This window comes from Lactobacillus apis (assembly GCF_002837055.1).
Lineage (GTDB): Bacteria > Bacillota > Bacilli > Lactobacillales > Lactobacillaceae > Lactobacillus > Lactobacillus apis.
In genome coordinates this window covers 771,592-795,185 of the sequence record NZ_PDKP01000001.1, presented here as the reverse complement: position 1 = coordinate 795,185, position 23,594 = coordinate 771,592, and the positions used below count along the sequence as shown (strand labels likewise).

The window sequence follows — 23,594 nt, the reverse complement described above, 5'->3', positions numbered from 1 at the left end:
GGAGCTTACTGGAGTGTTGTCCGAGTGGCTTAAGGAGCATGATTGGAAATCATGTATATGGGTTAATCCTGTATCGAGAGTTCAAATCTCTCACACTCCGTATTTTAAATTGAAAAAGCTGTTAAACTAACGTTTAGCGGCTTTTTTTGTATTAAAAGTTCGAAAAAAGTTCGAATTAGTTTTTTACACTCCAAAATAGAGCGCACTATAGTGCTCTAAAGCAGATGATAAATTGCTTGTTGGTTTGTACAGAACCTGTAATTAATAGACGAATGAGTTAGTAGCTGGAATAGAGCTGAAATTAAAAACCGTAACTTATAAGTTACGGTTTTTAATTTAGTTTATATGCTGTATAGGGATAATAAGTAATTACAGCACAGGATTGACTAATTTGCACATCAGTTAAAGATATTATCGTTCATAAATTTCCAGGCTTCTGTATTCAACCAGCCTTGTTTGTTATTCTTAAGTTCACAAACAAACACTAAATCTTCAGAAGCAATAACTTTTCGTATTCTATCTAAAATTTCTGCTGGTTTGTAATCACTCTTAATTATCCAAACTGAATTTTCGATTTTTTTGCAGCTAATAGATAAAGATTCAATTATCTGACTAACTTCTTTATACTTAATTTCAAAGTTTCCTGGTTCACTATTGACATTCAATTCTAACGCAACCACGTATGGTAACGACATACTATCACTTCCTTTACTTTATTTATAAAATAACAACATATATACTCAGTGTCAAGGTATTATTAAATTTTTTTCTTTGAAAATTTAGCGCCAAGATACTGGACAACTGCTTTGAATCTATGATATATTACATAGGGTTGTCGATTGACCGGAGGATTAGCTCAGCTGGGAGAGCATCTGCCTTACAAGCAGGAGGTCACAGGTTCGAGCCCTGTATCCTCCATAAAAGAAACAGACTTATAAGAGAGAACGTCGTTAAGGCGTTCTTTTTTTGTTTTCAAAATTTACATTTTAACTTTTGGAATTTATTTTCAAAAATGGTCTCAAATTTGTTCCAATTTGGTACTTTACTCCAAAAGTACTACTATCATTGAAATAGAAAGCGATTACAAGATATAATGACGGTGTCGATTGAGTAATTGATCTTAGCGGCCGAAAGGAAAATTATGATATTAGACAAAATTCTTAAAAGTAGTAAATTGACTAGACAAGAACGGGAAGTTCTAGATTTCATTAGTAATAATCCACAAAGAGTACTTGGAATGACAGTTCATGAGGTTGCAAAAGCAAGCTTTTCGAGTTCATCAACAGTAATTAGGCTTTGCCAAAAAGCAGGCGTTAGCGGTTTTACTGAGTTTAAATATAAATTAGCAACTGAATTGCCCACGATTATTGAATTAGATGATGATCTAAAGAGCAATGGCTTTAATGGCAATGAGGCTTCAAGAGAAGTTTTAGATAGAATTGAAACTGTTCATCGAAACTCTCTGAAATATACCAAAAACATTTTTAATACAGAGTTACTTAATAGAGTAGCTAGTTTACTTAAAACTGCTGATAGAATTGAAATTTATGGTGATGGACTTAATTATCCGCTAGCTCAATTATTTTGTTTAAATTTTCAAGAAGTCGGTGTTGAAGCAGGAGCATATGATTCTTTGAATTTGATGCATGCGAAAGTATACCGAAATAGAAAAGTCAGACCCTTAGCCTTTATTTTGACTCATACTGGGAATAATGAGCATATGTATGGCATTGCTAAAAAACTGAAGACTGAAGACTATAAAATTGTTGTTGTTTGCGATTCCGTTAAGCGCTCAATTTGTCGATTATGCGATGAAACAATGGTTATTAAGACTACTAAAAACACGTTGGAACTTAGTAATATTGTGTATATTTCATCGATTCAATACCTATTTGACGTGTTGATGTCATTGAAAATGCTCAATAATTACTCTGAAGTAAGTGAGACTTCAGATGAGGTTGAGAAGATTAAGGAAAGACAAAATTGATTAATAAAGACTTTTTATGGGGTGGTGCAGTAGCCGCTAACCAATATGAAGGAGCTTGGGACGCAGGAGGTAAAGGAATTAGCGTAACTGATGTTATGACTAAAGGTGATGTAAATACACCTAGGAAAATAACAGCAGGGGTTTTACCAAATGAAGAGTATCCCAATCATTTTGGCATTGATTTTTATCATCATTACAAAGAAGAAATAAAACTTTTTGCAGAAATGGGATTTAAATGTTTCAGACTAAGTATTGCTTGGTCAAGAATCTTCCCACATGGTGACGAGGAAAAGCCAAAGGAAGAATGATTAGCATTTTACGACAATGTTTTTGATGAATGCTTGAAATACGGCATTCAACCTGTTGTTACGCTATCGCATTTTGAAATGCCATATTATTTGGCTGACCATTATGGTGGATGGCGTGATCGTAGGGTAATTGATTTCTTTTTACGATACGCAAAGGTTTGCTTTGAACGCTATCACGAAAAAGTAAAATACTGGATGACTTTCAATGAAATTAATAATCTGATTGATACAGATAATCCATTCAATGCATGGACTGGTGCTGGTGTTTTATATAAGGAAGCTGAGAACTCAGAGCAGACAATGTATCAAATTAGTCATTATCAATTTGTAGCAAGTTCTCTTGCCGTTCAAGAAGCTAAGAAAATTGATTCAAAACTTCAGATAGGCTGTATGCTTCATTTAGGGCCCCTATATCCTGCAAGTTGTAAACCACTTGATCAAATTGCAAGTCTTAAAGCAATGGACAGGCGCTTCTTCTTTAGTGATGTTCAGATCAGGGGTACTTATCCTTCATATACAAAAAAACTGTGGGAACGCAAAAATATTAAATTGGACATCACACAAGAAGATTTGGCTAATTTAAAAAAAGGAACTGTCGATTTTCTAGGCTTTAGTTACTATAAGTCGACTATTGCAGAATATAATGCTCAGGCTGACTTTTTGGAAAAGCCTAATCCTTATGTTTCTAAAAGTGACTGGGGTTGGGCCATTGATCCGGTCGGACTGCGATATATTTTAAATGTTGCTTATGAGAGATATCAGAAACCATTGTTTATCGTCGAAAATGGTTTTGGTGCTTATGACAAGTTAGAAAATGGCTCTGTTAATGATGATTATCGAATAAATTATCTTCAAAGCCATGTTGTTCAAATGTTGAAAGCTATCGAACTTGATGGCGTTGATGTAATTGGCTATACCCCATGGGCAGCAATCGATATTATCAGTGCTTCAACTGGTGAGATAGAAAAGCGCTACGGCTTTATTTATGTCAATTTAGATGAAGTAAAGCAAGGTACTGCAGGTGTCTACCGTAAACAATCATTTGAATGGTACAAAAATATTATAAAAACTAATGGTGAGTGTCTAAAAGATCAAGTGAGGGTAGAGAAATGAAAAAGTTCATTAACGATAAATTAGTACCAATGGTTATGAAATTTACCAATACTAAGATTATTAGCGCACTAAAAGACGGAATGATGTTTGTATTACCATTTCTAATTGTTGGCTCGCTGTTCATGCTCTTAGCAAACATACCAATACCAGCAGTCGCAAATGCGATTACTAAGAGTGGTTGGGCTGATGTTTTTAACCAAATATACCAATCTTCATTTTCATTGATGGCAATTTTTGCCGTAGTAGGTATGGCATATACTTATATTAAAAATGAAAAAGTTGATTCACCTTTTTCAGGTAGTTTAGCTGCACTCGGTGCGTTCATTATGCTATTGCCATCTGAAATTAAGCCTAAAGGTGGAGAACTTATTACAAATATTATTTCAAAAAATTGGACTGCGGGTCAAGGGATGATCTGTGCGATCATCGTCGGTTTACTAAGTGGTTTTATTTATAGTTACTGTGTTAAAAAAGATTGGCGAATCAAACTACCTGCTGGAGTTCCACCAGCTGTAGCAAATTCTTTTATGGCACTAATTCCAACTGCAGCAGTTTTAGTTGTTGCTGAAGCAATTTGTGCAATCTTCAAATTTGTAGCTCAAACTAGTTTTGCGGAAATAATTTACTCAGCAATTCAAACGCCACTTCAAGGAATCACTGATTCTCTTGGTGGAGTGGTAATTATGACAATCGTAATGTCATTACTATGGTGGTGTGGTGTTCACGGTGGAGCAATTTGTGGCGCTATTCTGACACCAATTTTGCAGTCTAACATGTCTGATAACCAATCAATTTTGGATGCAGGGAAAAAACTAACAGTCGCTAATGGTGGACACATTTTTACCCAACAGTTTTGGGATAATTATCTGTGTATGACAGGTGCGGGAATTGTAATGGGCCTTGTCATCTACATGACATTTTTCTCAAAGTCATCTGCTCTAAAAGAACTTGGAAAACTGTCGCTAGTTCCAAACATTTTTAATATTAATGAGCCAGTTATTTTCGGCGTTCCGATTGTAATGAACTTATACTTATTAGTTCCATTTGTGGTTTTTCCAACTTGTGTTGGAATCATTAGTTACTTACTGATGCAATGGGGAATTTTGCCACTGTTTTCTGGCGTGATGGTTCCGTGGACAACGCCACCAATTATTTCAGGATTTTTAATTGGAGGATGGCGAACAGCTTTATGGCAATTTGTTATTATCATTCTCTCAATGATTGTGTACTGGCCATTCATTAAAAAATATGATCAATTTTTGGTAAAGCAGCAAAACGCAACGAAATAAATAAAGAGGATTAGTATCTTGAAGTACTAATCCTTTTTTGGTAAAAATAACAAACGTTGCTGGTCAAAGTAGCTAGTATTGCCTGTAATCAATGCGTTTATTGAGTAAAAGCTATTCTTGTTGCTCTAATAGGCTTTAGCAGGAGTTTTCAAACAAATTTACTTTTTTTGATTTTTTTACTTGCAAATCATTTTTTATCTAGTATACTATTGAATGTACTTTGATTCAGAACCTGACCCGTTGGTCAAGTGGTTAAGACATCGCCCTTTCACGGCGGTAACATGGGTTCAAATCCCGTACGGGTCACTTTGGAGGATTAGCTCAGCTGGGAGAGCATCTGCCTTACAAGCAGGAGGTCACAGGTTCGAGCCCTGTATCCTCCATCGTTCGATGACTACCGAATACACGGTAGTCTTTTTTTTACAAAAAAAGAACGAATATAATTATATTTATCGGTTCAAGTCCTGAGAGGATCCAATATTTGGAGATGCCTTGTAACCGAATAGCTGACGTCTATAGGGGGACTAATATGGAAAAACGTTTATTTACTTCAGAATCTGTTTCTGAAGGGCATCCAGATAAAGTGGCTGATCAAATATCAGACGCAATTCTGGATGCAATTATTGCCAAGGATCCACAAGCTCACGTAGCTTGTGAGACGGTGGTAAATACGGGAATTGTTTATGTCTTTGGTGAAATATCAACTAGTGCATATGTTGATATTCAGAGCATTGTTAGAAAAACAGTTCTACGAATTGGTTATGACCGTCCGGAACTTGGGTTTGATGGCAATAACTGTGCTGTTTTAGTAGGGATTGATGAGCAATCACCTGATATTGCACAGGGAGTTGATCACTCGCTTGAGAAGCGTGAAAACAAGTCTGATGATGACGACCTTGATCAAATTGGGGCTGGAGACCAAGGCTTGATGTTTGGCTTTGCAGTTAATGAAACACCAGAACTCATGCCGTTGCCAATTTCTTTAGCTCATCGCTTAATGCGCCAAGTTGCAAAATTGCGTAAAGACGGCGAATTAACGTGGCTCAGACCTGATGCTAAAGCACAAGTAACAGTTGAATATGATGAAAATCAAAAGCCTAAACGTGTTGATACAGTAGTAATTTCAACTCAAACAGATGATCAAGTATCCAATGAAGAAATTCGCCAGGCGATGATTGAGCTAGTAATTAAAAAAGTAATTCCAGCGGAATTTCTTGATGAAGACACTAAATTTTTAATTAATCCATCTGGCCGTTTTGTAATAGGTGGACCAAAAGGTGATTCAGGTTTAACTGGACGCAAGATTATTGTTGATACTTATGGTGGTTATGCTCGTCATGGAGGCGGTGCCTTTTCAGGAAAGGATCCGACAAAGGTTGACCGTAGTGCCAGCTACGCTGCTCGTTATGTTGCTAAAAATATTGTTGCAGCGGGTTTAGCAGAGCGTTGTGAAGTCCAACTTGCATATGCGATTGGGGTCGCACATCCTGTTTCAGTAATGATTGATACCGCAAATACCGGTAAGGTAAGTGATGAATTGTTGACAAGTGCTGTACGACAAATCTTTGACCTTCGTCCTGCAGGTATCATTCAAATGCTTGATTTAAGACGACCAATCTATGAGCAAACGGCTGCCTATGGTCATTTTGGCCGAACTGACGTTGATTTACCGTGGGAGAGAGCCGATAAAGTTCAAGAATTACTTGACTTTGTTAATAAAAATAAATAGATTTTAGAAAATTTGAAGGAGTTGTAATTGTGAAAAAGACCAATGTACCTGTAGTTACACTTGCGATTTTTATGACAACGTTTATGACAGCGATTGAAGGCACAATCGTTTCCACAGCGATGCCAACCATTGTCTCCGATCTAAATGGGTTAGAAATCATGAATTGGGTTGTTTCAATCTTTCTGTTCATGACGGCTGTTTCAACTCCTTTGTATGGAAAATTAGCTGACAGCATTGGTCGAAAGCCAATTTTTTTATTCGGGATAGCCTTATTTGTAATCGGTTCGGCACTCTGTGGCCAAGCTCATAACATGATTGAGTTGATTCTTTTCCGTGTGATTCAGGGACTTGGCTCTGGAGCTGTTCAACCGGTAGCGATGACCATTATTGCCGATATGTATACTCTAGAAAAAAGAACTAAAATGCTGGGGCTTAACTCTGGTTTTTGGGGTGTAGCTTCTGTTATTGCACCACTTTTAGGTGGATTCATTGTTCAGAATCTTTCATGGCACTGGGTTTTCTACATCAATGTTCCAATAGGTTTGATAGCCTTTTTACTGNTTATTGCCGATATGTATACTCTAGAAAAAAGAACTAAAATGCTGGGGCTTAACTCTGGTTTTTGGGGTGTAGCTTCTGTTATTGCACCACTTTTAGGTGGATTCATTGTTCAGAATCTTTCATGGCACTGGGTTTTCTACATCAATGTTCCAATAGGTTTGATAGCCTTTTTACTGGTTGTGTTCTTCTTAAGTGAACCCAAAGCTAAGCAAAAAGCTAAACTTGATGTTAAAGGCACATTTTGGCTGGTCGTTCTGCTATTGACAGTAATGTTTACTTTGCAAGAACTGAGCTCGCTCAGCGGCTTAATATTAGCTGCTTTGGCAGTTTTAATTATTGTTAGTGCAATTATGTTCTACCGTGAAGAAAAACGCGCAGAGGACCCAATAATGCCATTGACGATGCTTAAAGGTAGAGAGTTCCTTGCAGTCAATATGATTACCTTGTTTGTATCAGGAGTTGTTATTGGCTTTGAATTCTATATTCCGACTTGGATGCAGGGAATTAAGGGCACTACAGCAACTATTGCAGGATTTGCAGTAACGCCAAGTTCAGTTATGTGGGTAATTGGTTCATTTCTAATTGGTGGAATGCTAAGTAAATGGGGTGTCCGTAAAACATTCTTTGGAATGTTAACTCTATTGTTGATAGCTGACGCTATGCTTTTGATTGTTCCAATGCAGACACCATTTTGGCTGTTTTGCATCATTGCAGCGATGAACGGCTTTGGCTTTGGTTCCATTATGACCGCTGCACAAGTTCGCTCACAAGTTTTAGTCGATCAAGACCATGTTGGTGTTGCAACATCGTTTAATACCTTAATGCGCTACTTAGGACAAACTATGATGGTTTCGATTTACGGTATTACTTTCAATACGATTGTGGCAAGTGAACTTGCCAAGCATCCAAATCTAACTCAGGCAATGATGAACAAGATTGTTTCTTCTATCAAAGCTAAAGAGTTGGCAGCTAACTTGGTTCCACAATTGCGTCAAGTACTGTTTAGCGCATTAAAGGGCGTTTATGTGGTTTCCTTGATAGCAATTATTCTTTCAATTGTGTTCAACTGTATTTATAAAAAGCAACAAGAAATAGTTGATTAAAATAAATATCGATTAAAAACCTGCTGATAACTAATCAGCAGGTTTTTTATTTATAAACTTTTCTGTATAGTAAAAAAATTGGTTTCTAAAAGCATAATAAGTGATGATATCAAAAAATTATAGATAGGAAGTATAGAATAAAAGACAAATTACTAATTAACGTTCTTTAGATGGTAGAGAGAAAAAGGCTAGAAATAACCTGCTTTTTCGGCGTGGTCAATTATATAATTTAACTCCATTTCAAAAAGAGTCTGGGAAAATAATTCTCTCAGACTCTTTTGCTTCCAAATTATTCAATTACCCTTTAGTCAACTTTGCCATTTGCTTTGAAAACCAAGGCCATGAAAAATTAAGGATTGTGAGAATGATAATTGAAACCATGAGAACTTTACAGCCGAAAGTAAAATTAAGCTGCGGGTTGTTAAATTTTGTTGCTAGATTTCCATTTGCTACCTGAGTCGAAAGTAGGTAAGTCATTGGTATATATTGCACTATAGTAGTTTGGGCCATTCCACTTCCACCAGAGGTTGATTGCAAAATGAATGGCAAAATTGCTCCACCTAAAAGTATAAATAGTGCTAAGAAAAGGCAGCTTAATTGATTACGCGTGATTTGAGCTAAAAGAAGTAACAGAATCACAATGAAAATACACGTCAAGACGGTTAAAATAAACGCAGGTTTTAGCCAAATAGAAAGAGGTTGATAAGTACTTTTGAAACTACCTGGTAAAGTTATTCCTTGAATTGGATAGAAAAGTGGGCCACTACCAAAGAGCAGACTGCTAAGTCCCCAGATTAAAAGGCTGATAAAAAGAGTTAGTGAAAAAGCAATCAGTAATCCTAAAATGATATCTAGTAATACGCTGTGCTTGCTTGGTAACAATATGGCACGATTTAGATGATCGACATACTTTGATGCGAAAATATTACTTAAAATAAAACAAAGCATGGCGACAATCATTGCAGGCAGAAAACTTTCTGAAAGTTTAAACAGGAATAACCAACCTTGTTTAGGATGTTGTTCATTTTGTTCTGGTAAATTTGCATTTTTTAGAGCATTTAAACGGGCATTTTTCTGTTTGATTTCTTGTCTAAGATCAGCTCCGCCAATTTTGACTTGTGCTGCTTGCTTGTCATTTTGGCGAATCATCAATTCATAAGCATGATCCCAATTTTTATTATCTAAGGCTTTTAATATTTGCCGCTCATTTCTATTTTGATTTTTAACTGTGGGCAAATTAGCTTGAGCCTGTTTCTGCTGACTTAAATCTTGGTTTATTTGGTAACGAATTGTAGTTTGATCGCCTTTAAGGGAATTATAGCCTAGAATAAGTCCTGCACATATTAGCACTATACTTAAAATCAGCCAGGTCAAAGTATTTTTAAATACTTTTTAAATTGTAATTCAAAATAGGCCATAAGCTTTATCCCCGAACTAATTGGTGGTGCTTTAAAGTCAGAGTATCATCAACAATTCCTGCTACTTCATCTTGATAATGAGAAGCCATAATAATAAGTTTGTTTTGTTTTGCTAAATTGGTCAATTCCTGATAAAGAATTTGACGGCTGTCAGAGTCAAGGCCATTGTTAATTTCATCCATTAGTAAGTATTTAGCATCGCTTAACTCATAAAGGGCAACTACCAGTTTTTGTTTCATACCTAATGAATATTTTCTAATTGGAGTTTTGATATAATTACTCATTTCCCAACGGTTTATTATTTCTTGCAAATCCTGGTGTGAATGCCATTCGTTTTTAACAAATTGCATATAATCAAGGCCTGAAAGATTTTTGTCAAACCAGTCAGAAGTTTCCAGGTAAAAAACTTGGCTTTTGACGTTAGCAAAAGGCTTTCCGTCAAACAGGACTTGGCCTGAACTTGGAGCAAGTAAGCTAACTATAGTTCTGAGGACGCTTGTTTTGCCAGTACCGTTAAGTGCATGAAGCATATATATTTTGCCATTTTGAAAGTTAAAATTGGCATTTTTTAGTATAGGTTCACGTAATGTAAGGGTTAAATCCTTAATTTCAATCATTTTGTTTTCCTCCCTTTTTGGGCTTTTTGTGCGATGAGGTAGTTTAAAAGTAAAAGAATAATAATTCCTACGGTTAAAACAAGGATGCCATTGACAAAATTAACCTGTGGGTAAGTGACTAATTTTGTTTCATCTGCAAAGACATATGCATTACTAATACCAAACATACCATCTATCGGTTGTAAAGAGAAAAAGTAACTCATAGGAATAAACTGAGCAAAATTCCGTGCTGCTACTACGTATTGAGGTAGTACCATCCCACCAATTAATATAAAAATTGAAACAAATAATGCCAACAAGCGGTTTTTAAATATTTGTACGAATAGTAAAACCACATTTGCAATGAACATAAAACTAAATAATTCTAAAATCAAAGTAGGGCAAAACAGCTGGTTCATAGGAATGAAAATGTTCTGTTTAGCTACTGCGTCTACACCCATCATCGGATATTTAAAGTTGCCAGTACCAAAAAATATGCTCGGAATAATAAAAATCAACAGGAATGCTGATAAAAAATAGCCAAATCCAATTAATGAACCAGTACCAACTTCAATCAATAAATGGTTTCCTTGTGGTAAGAGATTTTCTAGACGCATTCGATCATAAAAACCAGAGGAGTATAATTTTATTAGAATAAAAATCACGGCTAAAACCGCTAAAGGTGGTAAGACTTCCTGCATCATTTCTAATATAAAAAAGCCACCTTTAACAGAATAATGTTCATTTTCTTCTGGTAAGTTATTTCGAGCCAGATACTGTAATTTTTTAATATTACTTTCAAGTGGCAGCAAATCATCTTTATTGGCATTATTACGTTTTGCATCAGCAAGATTATATTTCTCTTGCTTTATTATGATTTGATAAGCTTTTTGCCACTTATTTGTTTGAATTGATTTAATTAATGTCTTAAATTCTTTGATAGATGACTTGTTTTCTGCCAAATCCAGTTCGATTTTGTGTCTATTCGTTTTTGTTAAATTAGATTTCTTTAACTGTTTTTGATAATATTTGATATTTTTCTTTTCCACCGCAATATTTTCTCGAGCTTCCGTTATGCGCGGATTAATATATCGAGAATTGTAGTTTTTCGTCCAAAAATAAAAACATCCGAGTAAAATGGCTAAAAGACTAATCCAGGTAAATTTACTTTTTAGTACCTGCTTAATTTTTAATTTCATATATGGCATTTTCGTCACCTCTTAGTTTAGGTTTAATAAAAACTGCTAGATTCAATTTATTAATCTAGCAGTTCTTATGACTTTAATATTAAAAAATATGTCACAGCTTTTATCACAATTGCTTTTATGTGTCAATATTTTGTTACTTGATAATATATTATTTTTCCTTTTTTTGCAATAAAAAGTTCATATAATATTTATTATTGGAAATAAATTTAATCAATTAAGCTTAAATTATTTAAGTTCGCAACGTCTACCTAGAAAATTATTAGCTAACTTTTAAGCAAAAATGCAACGCGATGAACATATCAAAAATATAAATTTTAAATCTTATCAAGAGTAAGATGGGAAGGCGATTGCCACAATCTTGAGCTGTTGCAAAAAATCGATTTGTTAAAGAGGTATTCAGAATATAAAGACATTATTAGTTGCTTAGCTCAGGATTGATTTTGAATACAAAAAAAGCCCAAACTACTAAAAGTTTGAACTTTTTTATTTTAAACTAAATTTTTTCCTGTGCTCGCGTTTCCAAATAATAGTGATATAAGAAGGAGTAACCAATTAATAAAAAGGCAATTCCTTCTAAGAAACCACCAACTACGTCTGATGGATAATGAACATGATTGAAAATCCTAGTATAACCAATTAGAAGTGGGAAGCACAGCCAAACGATGCATAGGACGGTTTTAGCGGCTTTATTTTTAATTAGTAAAATAGTTAAGACAATTAGAATGCCAAATAATGTTGCACTACCAACGGAGTGACCTGATGGAAAACTATATCCATGTGCATCAACAAGATGATGCACTGAAGGACGCTGTCTAGCAATTGCATGCTTAATGATCCAATTATAACCGTTAGCCGCAATCATAGTTCCAGCAGTAAAAAATGCATAAGCATATTTTTTGAAAATTCCGAGAATCACTACCAAAATGATTGTTTCAATCATGATAACACTCGTATTACCGAGATTAGTAAAAGTAGTGGCAAATTTGATAATTGCAGGATTGTTATTACAAATTATCCCAATTAAAGCAGTATCAAACTGATGGATGAATTGACTGTCAGCTGAAACTAATATTGCCCATACCGCGTACAACATTAAAAAAATCGTCGCGGGTATGATGGTATCTCTTTTTGAATGAATTGTCGTATCCAAATGACTTTCTCCCCTTGTTTTTTTTAGCATTTGTGGTAAATTATAATCATTATTGAACAAAAAATAAAGGTTAGGAAATAGTAGCGATTTTATTTTTCTATAGAGAAAAGTCGGTTGGTGCAAGACTCGAAAAATATATTGTGAACTGAGCCTAGATGGAATCTTTCGTTGGCTAGCCGCGTTAAGGAGCGTTTGAGTGTCATGCAAAAATGTATGAAACTTAGGTGGTACCGCGATTATTCGTCCTATGAAATTAATTTCATAGGACTTTTTTTATGAGGTAAAATTTATGTACAATCACAAAGTTGTAGAGAAAAAATGGCAAGAATATTGGGCAAAAAACCACACATTTAAAACGGGTAATGATCCTAAAAAGAAAAATTACTACGTTTTAGATATGTTTCCTTTCCCATCTGGTAAGGGCCTCCATGTAGGTCACCCAGAGGGCTATACTGCTACTGATATTGTGGCGCGGATGAAGCGTAGTGAGGGCTACAATGTTCTTCACCCAATGGGCTGGGATGCATTTGGACTGCCAACTGAGCAATATGCACTTCAAACTGGACAAGACCCTGCAGTAGTAACCAAAGAAAATATTGCTAATTTTAAACGGCAACTTAACACATTGGGCTTTTCTTATGATTGGGATCATGAAGTTTCTACCAGTGATCCTAAGTACTACAAGTGGACTCAATGGACTTTTGAGCAAATGTATAAAAATGGTCTTGCTTATGAAGCCGAAGTTCCAGTCAATTGGTCACCAGATTTAGGTACAGTTGTAGCCAATGAGGACATTGTTGATGGTAAAACAGAACGTGGTGGTTACCCAATTTACCGTCGCAACATGAAGCAATGGATGCTTAGAATTACCAAATACGCAGATCGTCTGCTTGCTGGACTTGATAATCTTGACTGGCCAGAAAATGTTAAAGAAATGCAACGCAACTGGATTGGTCGTTCAGTGGGTGCTCAGATTACCTTTAAGATAAAGGGGTCGGATGAAACTTTTGATGTCTTTAGTACGCGTCCTGATACTTTATTTGGTGCTACCTATGCCGTATTAGCTCCTGAAAACAAGTTAGTTCAAAAGATTACGACTGACGGGCATAAAGAAGAAGTTGACGCATACATTAAGCAAATTGAATCCAAGTCAGACTTGGAAAGAACCGATTTAAATAAAACTAAATCAGGTGTCTTTACTGGAGCTTATGCAATTAACCCAGTTAATAATCAAGAAATTCCAATTTGGATTGCTGATTATGTTCTTGGTAGTTACGGAACTGGTGCTGTTATGGCTGTGCCGGCTCACGACACGCGTGATTACGAATTTGCGCAAAAATTTGATTTGCCAATCAAGGCTGTTATCAAGGGTGGCGACATCAGTAAAGAAGCCTTTACAGAAGATGGTCCACATATTGATTCTGACTTTTTGAACGGCTTGAATGTTGAAGAAGCCAAGAAAAAAATTGTTGATTGGCTTGAAGAACATAACGCTGGTAAGAAGAAGGTTAATTACAAACTTCGTGATTGGGAATTTAGTCGTCAACGCTACTGGGGTGAACCAATTCCAGTTATTCATTGGGAAGATGGCGAAACTACTTTAGTTCCTGAAGATGAGTTGCCACTAGTTTTACCTCACGCTACTGACATTAAGCCATCAGGTACTCCAGAAAGTCCACTGGTTAATCTTAAAGATTGGGTTAATGTGGTAGACAAAAATGGTCGTAAAGGAAAGCGTGAGACCAACACAATGCCTAACTGGGCAGGTTCGTCGTGGTACTTCTTACGCTACATTGATCCACATAATGACAATAAGCTTGCAGACTACGAATTGCTTAAGCAATGGATGCCAGTAGACTTGTACATCGGTGGTGCTGAGCATGCAGTTCGTCACTTATTGTATGCAAGATTTTGGAATATGGTTCTTTACGACCTAGGTGTTATACCGAATGAAGAACCATTCCAAAGACTATATAATCAAGGTTTAATTCTCAAAGACCATGACAAGATGTCAAAATCAAAGGGTAATGTTGTTAACCCTGACGATGTTATTGAGGAATATGGTGCCGATAGTCTGAGAATGTATGAAATGTTCATGGGTCCTCTAGATGCTTCAATTGATTGGGATGACAATGGTCCTGCATCTACTAAGAAGTTCTTAGATAGAATTTGGCGTCTTTTTGTAAATGACTTAGATCTGAAGGCAATTCCTCAAGAAAACGTTGTTGAAGAAAATGACGGTACATTGGACAAGGTTTATAACGAAACTGTTAAGAAGGTAACTGAGGACTTTGATGCCTTACACTTTAACACTGCAATTTCTCAATTAATGGTCTTCATTAATGCAGCACAAAAGGCAAAAACAATTCCAAGAGAATATGCAGAAGGCTTCATGACCTTAATCGCACCAATTGCACCACACATGATGGAGGAGATTTGGCAAATTTACGGTCATGATGAGTCAATCACTTTTGCTAAATGGCCAACTTATGATTCAAGTAAACTAGTTGAATCAACAGTTGAAATTATGGTTCAAGTCAACGGTAAATTACGCGGTAACTTTGATGCGCCAAAGGATGCTGACAAGGACGACATAGAGAAACAAGCTTTAGCTTTACCACATGTACAGAAATTTTTAGACGGTAAGGAAGTTAAAAAAGTTATTATTGTTCCGAATAAAATTGTCAATATTGTTGCTAAATAAACTTAATTTTTCCTAAAGTGCAAAGTAGATTTGTTGTTAATTGCCTTTTTTCAGTCAAAATAGGATAGTTAGTAAAATAAATTTAGGGAAAATTAATGAGAGAAAATAATTTGAAAGAACAAAATACGCAAGATACCTTTGTTAAAGGCAGTGCGTGGATGACTTTTGGTTCGATTACTTCACGTTTATTGGGCGCCCTCTACATTATTCCATGGTTTATTTGGATGTCACCGTATGGCAACATTGCCAACGCTTTAACGGCTCGAAGTTACAATATTTACAGTATCTTTATTTTGATTTCGACTGCCGGCATTCCAGGTGCAGTGGCCAAACAAGTGGCAAAATATAATGCATTGAATGAATATGGGGTAGGACGAAAATTATTCCGTAGAGGATTAGTTTTGATGGTTGTTTTGGGCGTAATCTCAGCTGCAATCATGTACTGTGCCTCCCCACTACTTGCCTCAAATGGATCTCGTAGTGATCCACGGCAGGTTGCTGTAATGCGTAGCTTATCGTATGCCATTTTGATTATTCCTGTACTAAGTATTATGCGAGGGTATTTTCAAGGCTATTCTGATATGATGCCTTCAGCCATGTCACAGTTTGTTGAACAACTGGCACGAGTAATCTGGATGTTACTCACCGCATACATCATTATGCAAGTACAACATGGTAATTTTGTTGATGCGGTTGTTCAGTCAAACTTGGCTGCTGCAATTGGGGCAGCTTTTGGGATTTTAGTACTAGCTTGGTTCTTGTTTTCTAGACGTAAGGAATTGAATTATTTAGTTGATAATTCAAATAATGAAATTCAGGTTTCCACTGCTTCACTTTTTCGCGAGATAATTGAACAAGCAATCCCATTTATTATTATCGATGCAGGGATTCAGTTGTTCTACTTGGTCGATCAATACACTTTCCATCCGATGATAGCAAGTGTAGTTAATGCAAGCTATAACACAATTGAAACTTGGTATGCACTTTTTGCTCTTAATGCAAATAAGTTGATTATGATTATTGTGTCATTGGCAAGTGCGATGGCTGTAACGGCGATTCCATTATTGTCTGCGGCACATGCAAAACGTGACTTTAAAGGGATTTCTGACCAAATCAGTAATACATTAGACTTATTTTTGTTTGTGATGATTCCTGCCGCTTTTGGAATGGCAGCTATTGCAACGCCAATTTATACAGTTTTTTATGGATTTGATCAATTAGGATCGAATATCTTATATTTGTCAGCCTTTACTTCGATTACCTTGGGACTATTTACGGTATTAATGGCCATTTTACAAGGACTGTCTGAAAATGGACTAGCAATTAAATATTTAGTTTTAGGCCTAGTCATTAAGATGATAGTTCAGTATCCGATGGTTTACTTGTTTAAAGTATATGGGCCATTAATCGCTACTAATTTAGGGATGCTAGTAATTATCTTTATGTCATTTAAGCATCTTGAGGTGGAGTTTGACTTCAATAAGAGTAGGACAAGTCGCCGCTTTATTGGAATTACATTTTTCTCGATAATCATGTTCTTATTGGTATTAGCAGTTGAACATGGCTTAGAAATCTTCCTAAGTCCGGCTAAACGTGCTTCAGCATTAATAATTGTTTTTGTTGCTGTAATTGTTGGTGGTATCTTCTATGCACTGGTTGCAATCAAATCGCAATTAGCGCAGAAAATACTTGGAGATAAAATTGTTCCAATTTTAGAAAAATTACACATTAAGATATAAAAACGATATTGCTAATTGCAGCAATATCGTTTTTTTGACTTGTTCAAGCTAAAAATAATATATTAGCTTGCTGCCCCTGTCAAGGAACTTCATTTTAGCAATTGCTTGTTAAAGTTGCAATGCTGTCTCATCTAACTAGTAGTAAGTAGGTTAATTGTAAAACTTAGCAAGATTTTATTGCTTAAAGTTTAAAGTATAATCAACACAATCAATAATTTTCTGGACACCTTTATGCAAGTCATCGTTAGTTGCAGACAAAGAAATTCTAAAGTATCTATTTGAGTAATCAAATTCATCTCCAGGTGCTACTAAAACGTGGAAGTGCTCTTCCAAGAGTGTATAAAATAAAGCTGGCTTCTTGATTTCATCGGTCACTTTGACGAATAGATATAGGCCACCATTATAAGTGCAGGAATTAAAGTAGTTACTTGAACGGAATAATTGAGCAACTGATTTACCTTTTTGTTCAATATCCTTTAAATGTTGTTGATACTGGGAAGTGTTATCTAATACGATTTCACCAATATATTGGCTAATGGTTGGCGGGCTGAAGGTAATCCCTTCATTATAAAAAGCATTTTGGTCAATGATTTTCTTAGGCGCGATTACGTAACCTAATCTGATACCAGGCATCGCAAAATTTTTCGAAAAACTGCTTACTAGAACCTGATGAGAAATATCTGTAGATGTTGGTTTGTAGGGATGTGTGCTTGGATAATCACTGTAAACATGGTCATCGATGATAAAAATATTCTTTTCTAGAGCAAGTTCATTTAAAAAATTACGTTCTTGATCTGACAGTCCGACACCAGTTGGGTTATTTGGATAATTAATAATAATTGCTTTAGTTTTTTCACTTACACAGTCCTGAATTTGCTTAATTGGCAATGCAAAATCTGGAGCAATTGATTTGACTACAACTGGTGTTCCGTTAGCTCCCTTAATTAAGTTTATATAGGAAGGAAAATACGGTGCAATAATAATTACTTCATCGTCTTTCGATGTGATAATTGACTTTAAGGCTAAAAATGCGCCGTGCAAACAAGATACAGTAATTTGAATATTTTCCGTACTAATATTTTTAATACCGTAAGTATCTCGATAGTGAGAAATAATTTTTCCTCTAAGAAGGGGGAGGCCAAGACCGGGTGTATAACCGTTACCGTCTGTTTGAACTTTTTTCGTAAGTTCTTCGATAATTGTCGGTTCTACACCAGAGCGAAAATCACCTATGGTGAAATCAATGTAGTCTGGGGGCAAAATGTTAACATCCAAGCTCATGTTTTTAACCTTTCGTTGCATTAAGAATTTATTAAATAATATTCCATAATTGCAAAAGCGTCAAACTGGTTGAGTAATTAAATTCAGATAGTGCGTTCTCTATAGTAGACAATAAAAAAGCTTCAAGTAAGAGATAAGTTCACTCTATTTGAAGCAATTTTAAATTGAATTGTAATTGAAATATTATAGTTTATGGAAATCGCCCTCTGGCGTTTCAGAGTGCTTTGGTTTGTCAGGCATCACGATTGCAGCAGCAATATATGCAATCAAACCAAAGCCAGTGCAACAAATTAGAATTGTTCCACCGATTCTAGTCCAAGCTTTGTCCCAACCAAAATATTCAGCAATTCCACCAAAAACACCTGTTAAAATTTTATCTCTTGATTTAGTTAAATGTTTCTGCATGACAAACTCACCTCACCTAACTAAATTCTAGTACAAAAAGAAGCTAATCAATAATGATTAGCTTCCCAAATTGGTGCCCCGAAAAAGATTCGAACTTTCACTTAGTTACCTAAACAGCGACCTGAACGCTGCGCGTCTGCCAATTCCGCCATCGGGGCCTTATTTAATCCAGTAATAATGATACCAAAAATTTGATAGAATGTAATCATAAAACTAAAAATATCCAAAAAAGATATTGGAAGGTGATTTACATTTTGAAACGAAAAATTTCCCAGCTTTTAGTGGTCCTTGTTACCATAGTCACATTATTATTACCGACGCAGACAATTTCGGCTCAGGCAATACCGGACAATTACAGACAAGAACAATTGAACTTAGATGTAAAATCTGCTCTTGCTATTGATAGTAGTACCGGTCAGCTTTTATACGGTAAAAATATTAACGAGCCACTTCCGATTGCTTCAATGACGAAGCTTATAACAGCCTATCTGACATTGAAGGCAATTGATGATAAAAAAATCACTTGGAATACTGAAGTTCAACCAACTGAACAAATTGTCAAGGTGGCGAATAATAGACTTTTTTCCAATGTGCCATTAAAAATGAATCATTCTTATACAATTAAGCAGTTGTATCAAGCCACTTTAATTGAGTCAGCAAATGGTGCAGCGATGTTATTAGCTCAAACTATTAGTGGTTCACAAAAAGCTTTTGTAAAGCAAATGCGGTTGCAAGTAAAGCAGTGGGGGATAAAAGATGCCCAGCTATATACTGCTTGTGGTTTGCCCAACAAAAGTGTAGGGAGTGACGCTTATCCCGGAGCTGAAAAAAATGCAGAAAATTTAATGTCGGCTAAAGATATGGCAGTAGTTGGTCAGCATTTAATAAATGAATATCCAGAAATAATTAAAACAACTAAAATTGCTCATTTGAATTTCGTAGATCAAGCTACCAAAACACCGATGACAAATTTTAATTGGATGCTTAAGGGGTTATCACAATATAATTCCAACTTAAATGTTGATGGTCTGAAGACGGGTACAACTGATGCAGCGGGTGCGTGTTTTATCGGCACTGCGAAACATCAGGGAGCAAGAATTATCACTGTTGTCATGGGGGCTAAGCACTTAAACAGCGCTGATCCAGCTCGATTTGAACAAACAAGTAAATTATTATCATTTGTTTACCAAAAGTATCAACCAATTAAATTGAATAAGGACCAAGCAATCATTGGTTCAACTAATGTTAATGTGCATAATGGAAAAAGCAAGCAAGTTAATATTAGCATAAAGAATCAAGCAATTATTTGGCGACCTGTTGATGAAACATTTTCGGTTGGTCTAACTAAAAAAACAGTAGAAGCTCCGATCGTTAAAGGTCAAACAGTCAGTTCATATTATTTTAAGTCAGGTAATTCAAAACTATTTTCGCTAGAGCAGCCCAACGGCATCATGCTTCCAGCCCAAGCGCAAACGTCAACTGATAGAGTAAATATCTTTATTCGCTTCTGGCACTGGCTATTTGGAGGATAAAATGACAAAAGTAACAGAAAAGATCTTAACAAAAGTAATTTCGAAGAGAAAAAGCGCTAGTCATAAAGGCGATTATGGTAGGGTTTTGCTAATTGGTGGTAGCGAAAACTATGGTGGAGCGATTATCATGGCTACTGAAGGAGCACTAAAAAGTGGTGCAGGCCTGGTAGCTGTAGCTTGTCACTCGATTAATTTAAATGCACTTCATGCCCGCGATCCAGAAGCAATGTACATCGATTGGCGTAGCAGCGACTTGGCAGAACTAGTTCCAAAAGTAGATGTTATTATTTGTGGACCAGGGATGGGCACTAATGAGTTTGGTAAAAAAGTACTGATGATGTTATGCCAAAAAATTACAAGTAAGCAAACATTGATTTTAGATGCCAGTGCGCTTGATTTAATTGCAACTAATCATGAATTAATTCCGCAAGCTGCTGGCTTAGTGATCCTCACCCCACATCAAATGGAGTGGCAACGCATCAGCCAGCTCAGAATACCTTATCAAACTGATAGTGCCAATCTTTCTACTCTTGTTAATCTTTTTCCTAATAAAAATGGCATTTTGGTTTTGAAATCAAATCACACTCACATTTATGATTCAAACGGAAATATTTATGAAAATACTACTGGTAATCCAGGAATGGCAGTAGGAGGCATGGGAGATACCTTAGCCGGAATAATAGGTGGATTTGTAGCTCAGTTTGGTAGCAACATTGATTCAGTTTTAGCAGCAGTTTACTTGCATTCACTGTCTGGAGATATCATTGCAAAAAGAGATTATGTTGTTCAACCAACTAAAATCAGTGCGCTTTTACCTAAATTAATGAAAGAATTTGAAGATCAATAAGTTTATTTTGCAAAAGATTGTAAAATAGACCTGAGAGCTTCATAAGGAGGTCGGCTGACATGAAAGACAACTTATTAAAACCGCTCGCTACTTTTTTTATACTTTTGATTTGTGCGATTAGTTTGGCACGCGTTTCAATGCCTCAAAAACAAAGTACGGCAAAAAAGACTGCAGCTTCTTATCGTCCTTATAAAGACCCTAAAACTTTAAATGTGCCAATCAATTGGCGTAAACCAAGTCAAAGCATACCGTATCCCAAAGTTAAACGTCTTGAAAATGATTTAACGATTCGTGTCTCCTTAAAAGGGAATCGCGTTTATATTTTACGTGACAATCATGTTGTATACACAATGGTTTCAAGTGCAGGAGAGTATCACAATGGTAAGTCATATACGCCGACTGGTACGTTTAAGATTCAGAATAATCGAGGCTCATCGTTTTACAATCCCAAATTAAATGAAGGTGCGAATTATTGGACAAGCTTTGACACTGACAATGTCTATTTATTTCACTCTGTGCCAGTAAAAAACAATGGCAAGTACAATAAAAAAGAAGCTAAAAAACTGGGTGTTAAGCCTTCGTCACACGGCTGTATTAGATTAAGTGTGCCTGATGCATATTGGATAATGAAGCATGTGCCGGCAAACACCGAAGTTATAATCAAAAACAATTAAAACGGTTGGCTTTAATAGTTTTTCCTGTTATAATCTGTTTTTGTAAGGTGTTAGGAGTAGTAAGTATCTTTTCCATTTTTAGCGAGTTCACGTTGGTGTAAGGTGAACTGGAAAAATAGCCGAAGGCGTGCCTAACGATATAAAAAGATAACAAATTAAATAAGCGGATACTTAGTGTCAATTAGAGTGGTACCGCGGGTAAAAACTCGTCTCTTCCTTTTAAGTAAGGAGGAGACTTTTTGTTTGATTTTGGAGGTAACGATGGACTTTAAAAATAAAGTAGTTGATTTGGTTTCAAGCCAAGTTGATCTACCAAAAGATAAGATTAGTCAGTTAATCGAACGGCCTAAAAATGAAAAGATGGGTGATTATGCTTTTCCGGCTTTCGTCTTAGCAAAAACAATGCATAAAAATCCAGCAGAAATTGCAAAAGAAATCGCAGCTAATTTGACTAGTGTTGACTTTGCAAATATTCAGGCAGTTGGCCCTTATGTCAATTTTGCAATTGACCATGAAAAGCTAATCAGTCAAACTCTTGACGAGGTGCTGAGTGAAAAAGAACACTATGGTGACCAGAAGTTAGGTGAAGGTAATGTTCCTATCGACATGTCGAGCCCTAACATTGCAAAACCAATGTCAATGGGCCATCTGCGTTCAACTGTGATTGGTAATTCAATTGCAGAAACAATGAAAAAGGTTGGTTACACACCAATCAAAATCAATTATCTTGGTGATTATGGTACCCAATTTGGTAAATTGATTTATGCATACAAGCGCTGGGGCAATGAAGAAGACGTCAAAAAAGACCCTATCATGAACTTGTTTAAGTACTATGTTAAATTCCATGAAGAAGCCGAAAAAGATCCTAAATTGGATGATGAAGGACGTGCTTGGTTTAAGAAGCTGGAAGACGGTGATCCTGAAGCAGTCGAATTATGGCAATGGTTCCGTGAGGTTTCTTTAGCTGACTTTAAGCGGATCTATAAAGAATTAGGCGTAGATTTTGATTCTTATAAAGGTGAAGCCTTTTTCAATGACAAAATGCAGCCTGTTATTGATGAATTGAAGGAAAAGGGCTTGTTGCACGAATCTCGCGGAGCACAAGTTGTTGATATGGGTGAAGATGAAAACCCAGCTTTAATTGTTAAATCTGATGGTAGTAGTATTTATTTAACAAGAGATTTGGCAGCTGCAATTTACCGGATGAATACTTATCATTTTGTAAAAATGCTATATGTTGTTGGGAATGAGCAAGCACAGCATTTCGTAGAATTAAAAACTGTTCTTAAGAAAATGGGTTATGACTGGGCAGATCGAATTCACCATGTTCCATTTGGCTTAATTACTCAAAACGGCAAAAAGCTTTCTACTAGAAAGGGTAATGTTGTTTTCCTTGATCAAGTTTTAGGGGATGCAATTGACCTTGCGCGGAAGCAAATTGATCAAAAGAATCCTAACTTGACTAATAAGGAACAAGTTGCGCATGATGTAGGTGTTGGTGCAGTTATTTTCCACGATTTGAAAAATGATCGAATTGAAAATTTTGATTTTGACTTGGATGAAGTTGTTCGTTTTGAAGGTGACACTGGTCCATACGTTCAATACACCAATGCGCGTGCTCAAAGTGTTTTACGCAAAGCTGCGAAGATGGGTCAAGAACCTAGCCTTTCAAATAATAGTCTCAATGATGATTGGTCATTTAGCGTTGCTAAGGCTCTAGCTGATTTTCCTAGAATCATTGCACGTAGTAGTGACAAGTTTGAACCTTCTGTAATTGCTAAATATGCTTTAGATGTTGCGAAAAAGTTTAATAAATACTACGCTAATGTTAAAATTTTGACTGAAGATGAGCAGATTAATAGTCGCTTGGCCTTAGTTGAAGCCACTTCAATTGTTTTAACTGAAGCATTAAGATTATTAGGTGTAAATGCACCAAAAGAAATGTAATTT

16 protein-coding genes, 5 tRNA genes, 3 pseudogenes, 1 riboswitch and 1 other annotated feature are annotated in these 23,594 nt (G+C 36.0%); of the genes and pseudogenes, 16 read left to right on the top strand and 8 right to left on the bottom strand.

Translation table 11 applies throughout. The features are described from left to right. Positions 1-10: 10 nt before the first annotated feature. A tRNA-Ser gene (locus CRG87_RS03820) sits at positions 11-100 on the top strand. Positions 101-398: 298 nt separating this feature from the next. Here the strand turns inward: CRG87_RS03820 and CRG87_RS03815 are convergent. After that, the gene (locus CRG87_RS03815) at positions 399-695 is read right to left on the bottom strand and encodes a hypothetical protein (protein WP_074424990.1); all 297 of its coding nucleotides are present in this window, start codon (positions 693-695) and stop codon (positions 399-401) included. A 150-nt stretch (positions 696-845) separates the two neighbouring features. Between CRG87_RS03815 and CRG87_RS03810 the strand changes: the two genes are divergently transcribed. The 9 genes and pseudogenes from CRG87_RS03810 to CRG87_RS03775 form a co-directional block, all read left to right on the top strand. After that, positions 846-918: transfer RNA gene (locus tag CRG87_RS03810), tRNA-Val, on the top strand. A 223-nt stretch (positions 919-1,141) separates the two neighbouring features. Further along, positions 1,142-1,987 (top strand): MurR/RpiR family transcriptional regulator, encoded by an 846-nt coding sequence (locus CRG87_RS03805; RefSeq protein WP_074424991.1) that lies wholly within the window; start codon positions 1,142-1,144, stop codon positions 1,985-1,987. Then, positions 1,984-3,408, top strand: a pseudogene (locus CRG87_RS03800) (6-phospho-beta-glucosidase). The gene CRG87_RS03805 and the pseudogene CRG87_RS03800 overlap by 4 nt, the downstream one beginning before the upstream one ends. Continuing rightward, positions 3,405-4,697 carry a PTS sugar transporter subunit IIC gene (locus CRG87_RS03795; protein WP_074424992.1) on the top strand — a complete coding sequence of 431 codons (1,293 nt, stop codon included), beginning with the start codon at positions 3,405-3,407 and terminating at the stop codon, positions 4,695-4,697. The pseudogene CRG87_RS03800 and the gene CRG87_RS03795 overlap by 4 nt, the downstream one beginning before the upstream one ends. A gap of 234 nt (positions 4,698-4,931) precedes the next feature. Further along, positions 4,932-5,003: transfer RNA gene (locus tag CRG87_RS03790), tRNA-Glu, on the top strand. Positions 5,004-5,007: 4 nt separating this feature from the next. Continuing rightward, positions 5,008-5,080, top strand: a tRNA-Val gene (locus tag CRG87_RS03785). 67 nt (positions 5,081-5,147) lie between these two features. Further along, positions 5,148-5,229: riboswitch (SMK box riboswitch) on the top strand. Then, positions 5,227-6,426 carry a methionine adenosyltransferase gene (gene metK / locus CRG87_RS03780; RefSeq protein ID WP_074424993.1) on the top strand — a complete coding sequence of 400 codons (1,200 nt, stop codon included), beginning with the start codon at positions 5,227-5,229 and terminating at the stop codon, positions 6,424-6,426. (Overlaps the previous riboswitch by 3 nt.) A 29-nt stretch (positions 6,427-6,455) precedes the next feature. Further along, positions 6,456-6,983 (top strand): annotated as a pseudogene (locus CRG87_RS08325) (MFS transporter); the annotation flags it as partial. Between the two features lie 6 nt (positions 6,984-6,989). Further along, a pseudogene (locus CRG87_RS03775) lies at positions 6,990-8,090 on the top strand (MFS transporter); the annotation flags it as partial. A gap of 297 nt (positions 8,091-8,387) precedes the next feature. Here the strand turns inward: CRG87_RS03775 and CRG87_RS03770 are convergent. The 4 genes from CRG87_RS03770 to CRG87_RS03755 all read right to left on the bottom strand — a co-directional run bounded on the left by CRG87_RS03770 (position 8,388) and on the right by CRG87_RS03755 (position 12,492). Beyond that, positions 8,388-9,464 carry a hypothetical protein gene (locus CRG87_RS03770; RefSeq protein WP_074424995.1) on the bottom strand — a complete coding sequence of 359 codons (1,077 nt, stop codon included), beginning with the start codon at positions 9,462-9,464 and terminating at the stop codon, positions 8,388-8,390. A gap of 49 nt (positions 9,465-9,513) precedes the next feature. Continuing rightward, positions 9,514-10,125, bottom strand: coding sequence for an ATP-binding cassette domain-containing protein (locus CRG87_RS03765; protein WP_074424996.1), 612 nt, complete (start codon positions 10,123-10,125; stop codon positions 9,514-9,516). After that, a complete protein-coding gene (locus CRG87_RS03760) occupies positions 10,122-11,312 on the bottom strand; it encodes a hypothetical protein (RefSeq protein ID WP_074424997.1) in 1,191 nt (396 codons plus the stop codon). The genes CRG87_RS03765 and CRG87_RS03760 overlap by 4 nt, the downstream gene beginning before the upstream one ends. Positions 11,313-11,805: 493 nt before the next feature. Then, entirely contained in the window at positions 11,806-12,492 is a 687-nt protein-coding gene (locus CRG87_RS03755) for a phosphatase PAP2 family protein (protein ID WP_074425712.1), read from the bottom strand. Between the two features lie 28 nt (positions 12,493-12,520). Beyond that, positions 12,521-12,713, top strand: a binding site (T-box leader). A gap of 38 nt (positions 12,714-12,751) precedes the next feature. Here CRG87_RS03755 and leuS point away from each other — a divergent pair. Next, on the top strand, positions 12,752-15,166 hold the full coding sequence (leuS, locus tag CRG87_RS03750) for a leucine--tRNA ligase (RefSeq protein ID WP_074424998.1): 2,415 nt from the start codon (positions 12,752-12,754) through the stop codon (positions 15,164-15,166). A 95-nt stretch (positions 15,167-15,261) separates the two neighbouring features. After that, positions 15,262-16,905 carry a putative polysaccharide biosynthesis protein gene (locus tag CRG87_RS03745; RefSeq protein ID WP_074424999.1) on the top strand — a complete coding sequence of 548 codons (1,644 nt, stop codon included), beginning with the start codon at positions 15,262-15,264 and terminating at the stop codon, positions 16,903-16,905. A gap of 174 nt (positions 16,906-17,079) precedes the next feature. On the opposite strand, the gene CRG87_RS03740 is transcribed toward CRG87_RS03745, so the two are convergent. The 3 genes from CRG87_RS03740 to CRG87_RS03730 form a co-directional block, all read right to left on the bottom strand. Then, positions 17,080-18,207, bottom strand: a complete 1,128-nt coding sequence (locus CRG87_RS03740; protein WP_083213180.1) for a pyridoxal phosphate-dependent aminotransferase — start codon at positions 18,205-18,207, stop codon at positions 17,080-17,082. Positions 18,208-18,369: 162 nt separating this feature from the next. Beyond that, complete coding sequence (locus CRG87_RS03735) at positions 18,370-18,591, bottom strand: PspC domain-containing protein (protein ID WP_074425001.1); 222 nt, start codon at positions 18,589-18,591, stop codon at positions 18,370-18,372. A 71-nt stretch (positions 18,592-18,662) separates the two neighbouring features. Next, positions 18,663-18,749 (bottom strand) — tRNA-Leu (locus CRG87_RS03730). A 93-nt stretch (positions 18,750-18,842) separates the two neighbouring features. Here CRG87_RS03730 and CRG87_RS03725 point away from each other — a divergent pair. The 4 genes from CRG87_RS03725 (at position 18,843) to argS (ending at position 23,591) form a co-directional block, all read left to right on the top strand. Then, entirely contained in the window at positions 18,843-20,123 is a 1,281-nt protein-coding gene (locus CRG87_RS03725; protein ID WP_074425713.1) for a serine hydrolase, read from the top strand. 1 nt (position 20,124) lies between these two features. Continuing rightward, complete coding sequence (locus CRG87_RS03720) at positions 20,125-20,970, top strand: NAD(P)H-hydrate dehydratase (protein WP_074425002.1); 846 nt, start codon at positions 20,125-20,127, stop codon at positions 20,968-20,970. 59 nt (positions 20,971-21,029) lie between these two features. Then, positions 21,030-21,644 carry a L,D-transpeptidase gene (locus CRG87_RS03715; protein ID WP_074425003.1) on the top strand — a complete coding sequence of 205 codons (615 nt, stop codon included), beginning with the start codon at positions 21,030-21,032 and terminating at the stop codon, positions 21,642-21,644. Positions 21,645-21,905: 261 nt separating this feature from the next. Then, positions 21,906-23,591, top strand: coding sequence for an arginine--tRNA ligase (argS, locus tag CRG87_RS03710; RefSeq protein WP_074425004.1), 1,686 nt, complete (start codon positions 21,906-21,908; stop codon positions 23,589-23,591). Positions 23,592-23,594: the final 3 nt, after the last annotated feature.

Excerpts from the sequence above, each read along its gene's own strand:
- CRG87_RS03815 (WP_074424990.1), bottom strand. The coding sequence starts at position 695 with ATGTCGTTACCATACGTGGTTGCGTTAGAATTGAATGTCAATAGTGAA.
- CRG87_RS03805 (WP_074424991.1), top strand. The coding sequence starts at position 1,142 with ATGATATTAGACAAAATTCTTAAAAGTAGTAAATTGACTAGACAAGAA.
- CRG87_RS03795 (WP_074424992.1), top strand. The coding sequence starts at position 3,405 with ATGAAAAAGTTCATTAACGATAAATTAGTACCAATGGTTATGAAATTT.
- metK (WP_074424993.1), top strand. The coding sequence starts at position 5,227 with ATGGAAAAACGTTTATTTACTTCAGAATCTGTTTCTGAAGGGCATCCA.
- CRG87_RS03765 (WP_074424996.1), bottom strand. The coding sequence starts at position 10,125 with ATGATTGAAATTAAGGATTTAACCCTTACATTACGTGAACCTATACTA.
- CRG87_RS03760 (WP_074424997.1), bottom strand. The coding sequence starts at position 11,312 with ATGCCATATATGAAATTAAAAATTAAGCAGGTACTAAAAAGTAAATTT.
- CRG87_RS03755 (WP_074425712.1), bottom strand. The coding sequence starts at position 12,492 with ATGCTAAAAAAAACAAGGGGAGAAAGTCATTTGGATACGACAATTCAT.
- leuS (WP_074424998.1), top strand. The coding sequence starts at position 12,752 with ATGTACAATCACAAAGTTGTAGAGAAAAAATGGCAAGAATATTGGGCA.
- CRG87_RS03745 (WP_074424999.1), top strand. The coding sequence starts at position 15,262 with ATGAGAGAAAATAATTTGAAAGAACAAAATACGCAAGATACCTTTGTT.
- CRG87_RS03740 (WP_083213180.1), bottom strand. The coding sequence starts at position 18,207 with ATGCAACGAAAGGTTAAAAACATGAGCTTGGATGTTAACATTTTGCCC.
- CRG87_RS03735 (WP_074425001.1), bottom strand. The coding sequence starts at position 18,591 with ATGCAGAAACATTTAACTAAATCAAGAGATAAAATTTTAACAGGTGTT.
- CRG87_RS03720 (WP_074425002.1), top strand. The coding sequence starts at position 20,125 with ATGACAAAAGTAACAGAAAAGATCTTAACAAAAGTAATTTCGAAGAGA.
- CRG87_RS03715 (WP_074425003.1), top strand. The coding sequence starts at position 21,030 with ATGAAAGACAACTTATTAAAACCGCTCGCTACTTTTTTTATACTTTTG.
- argS (WP_074425004.1), top strand. The coding sequence starts at position 21,906 with ATGGACTTTAAAAATAAAGTAGTTGATTTGGTTTCAAGCCAAGTTGAT.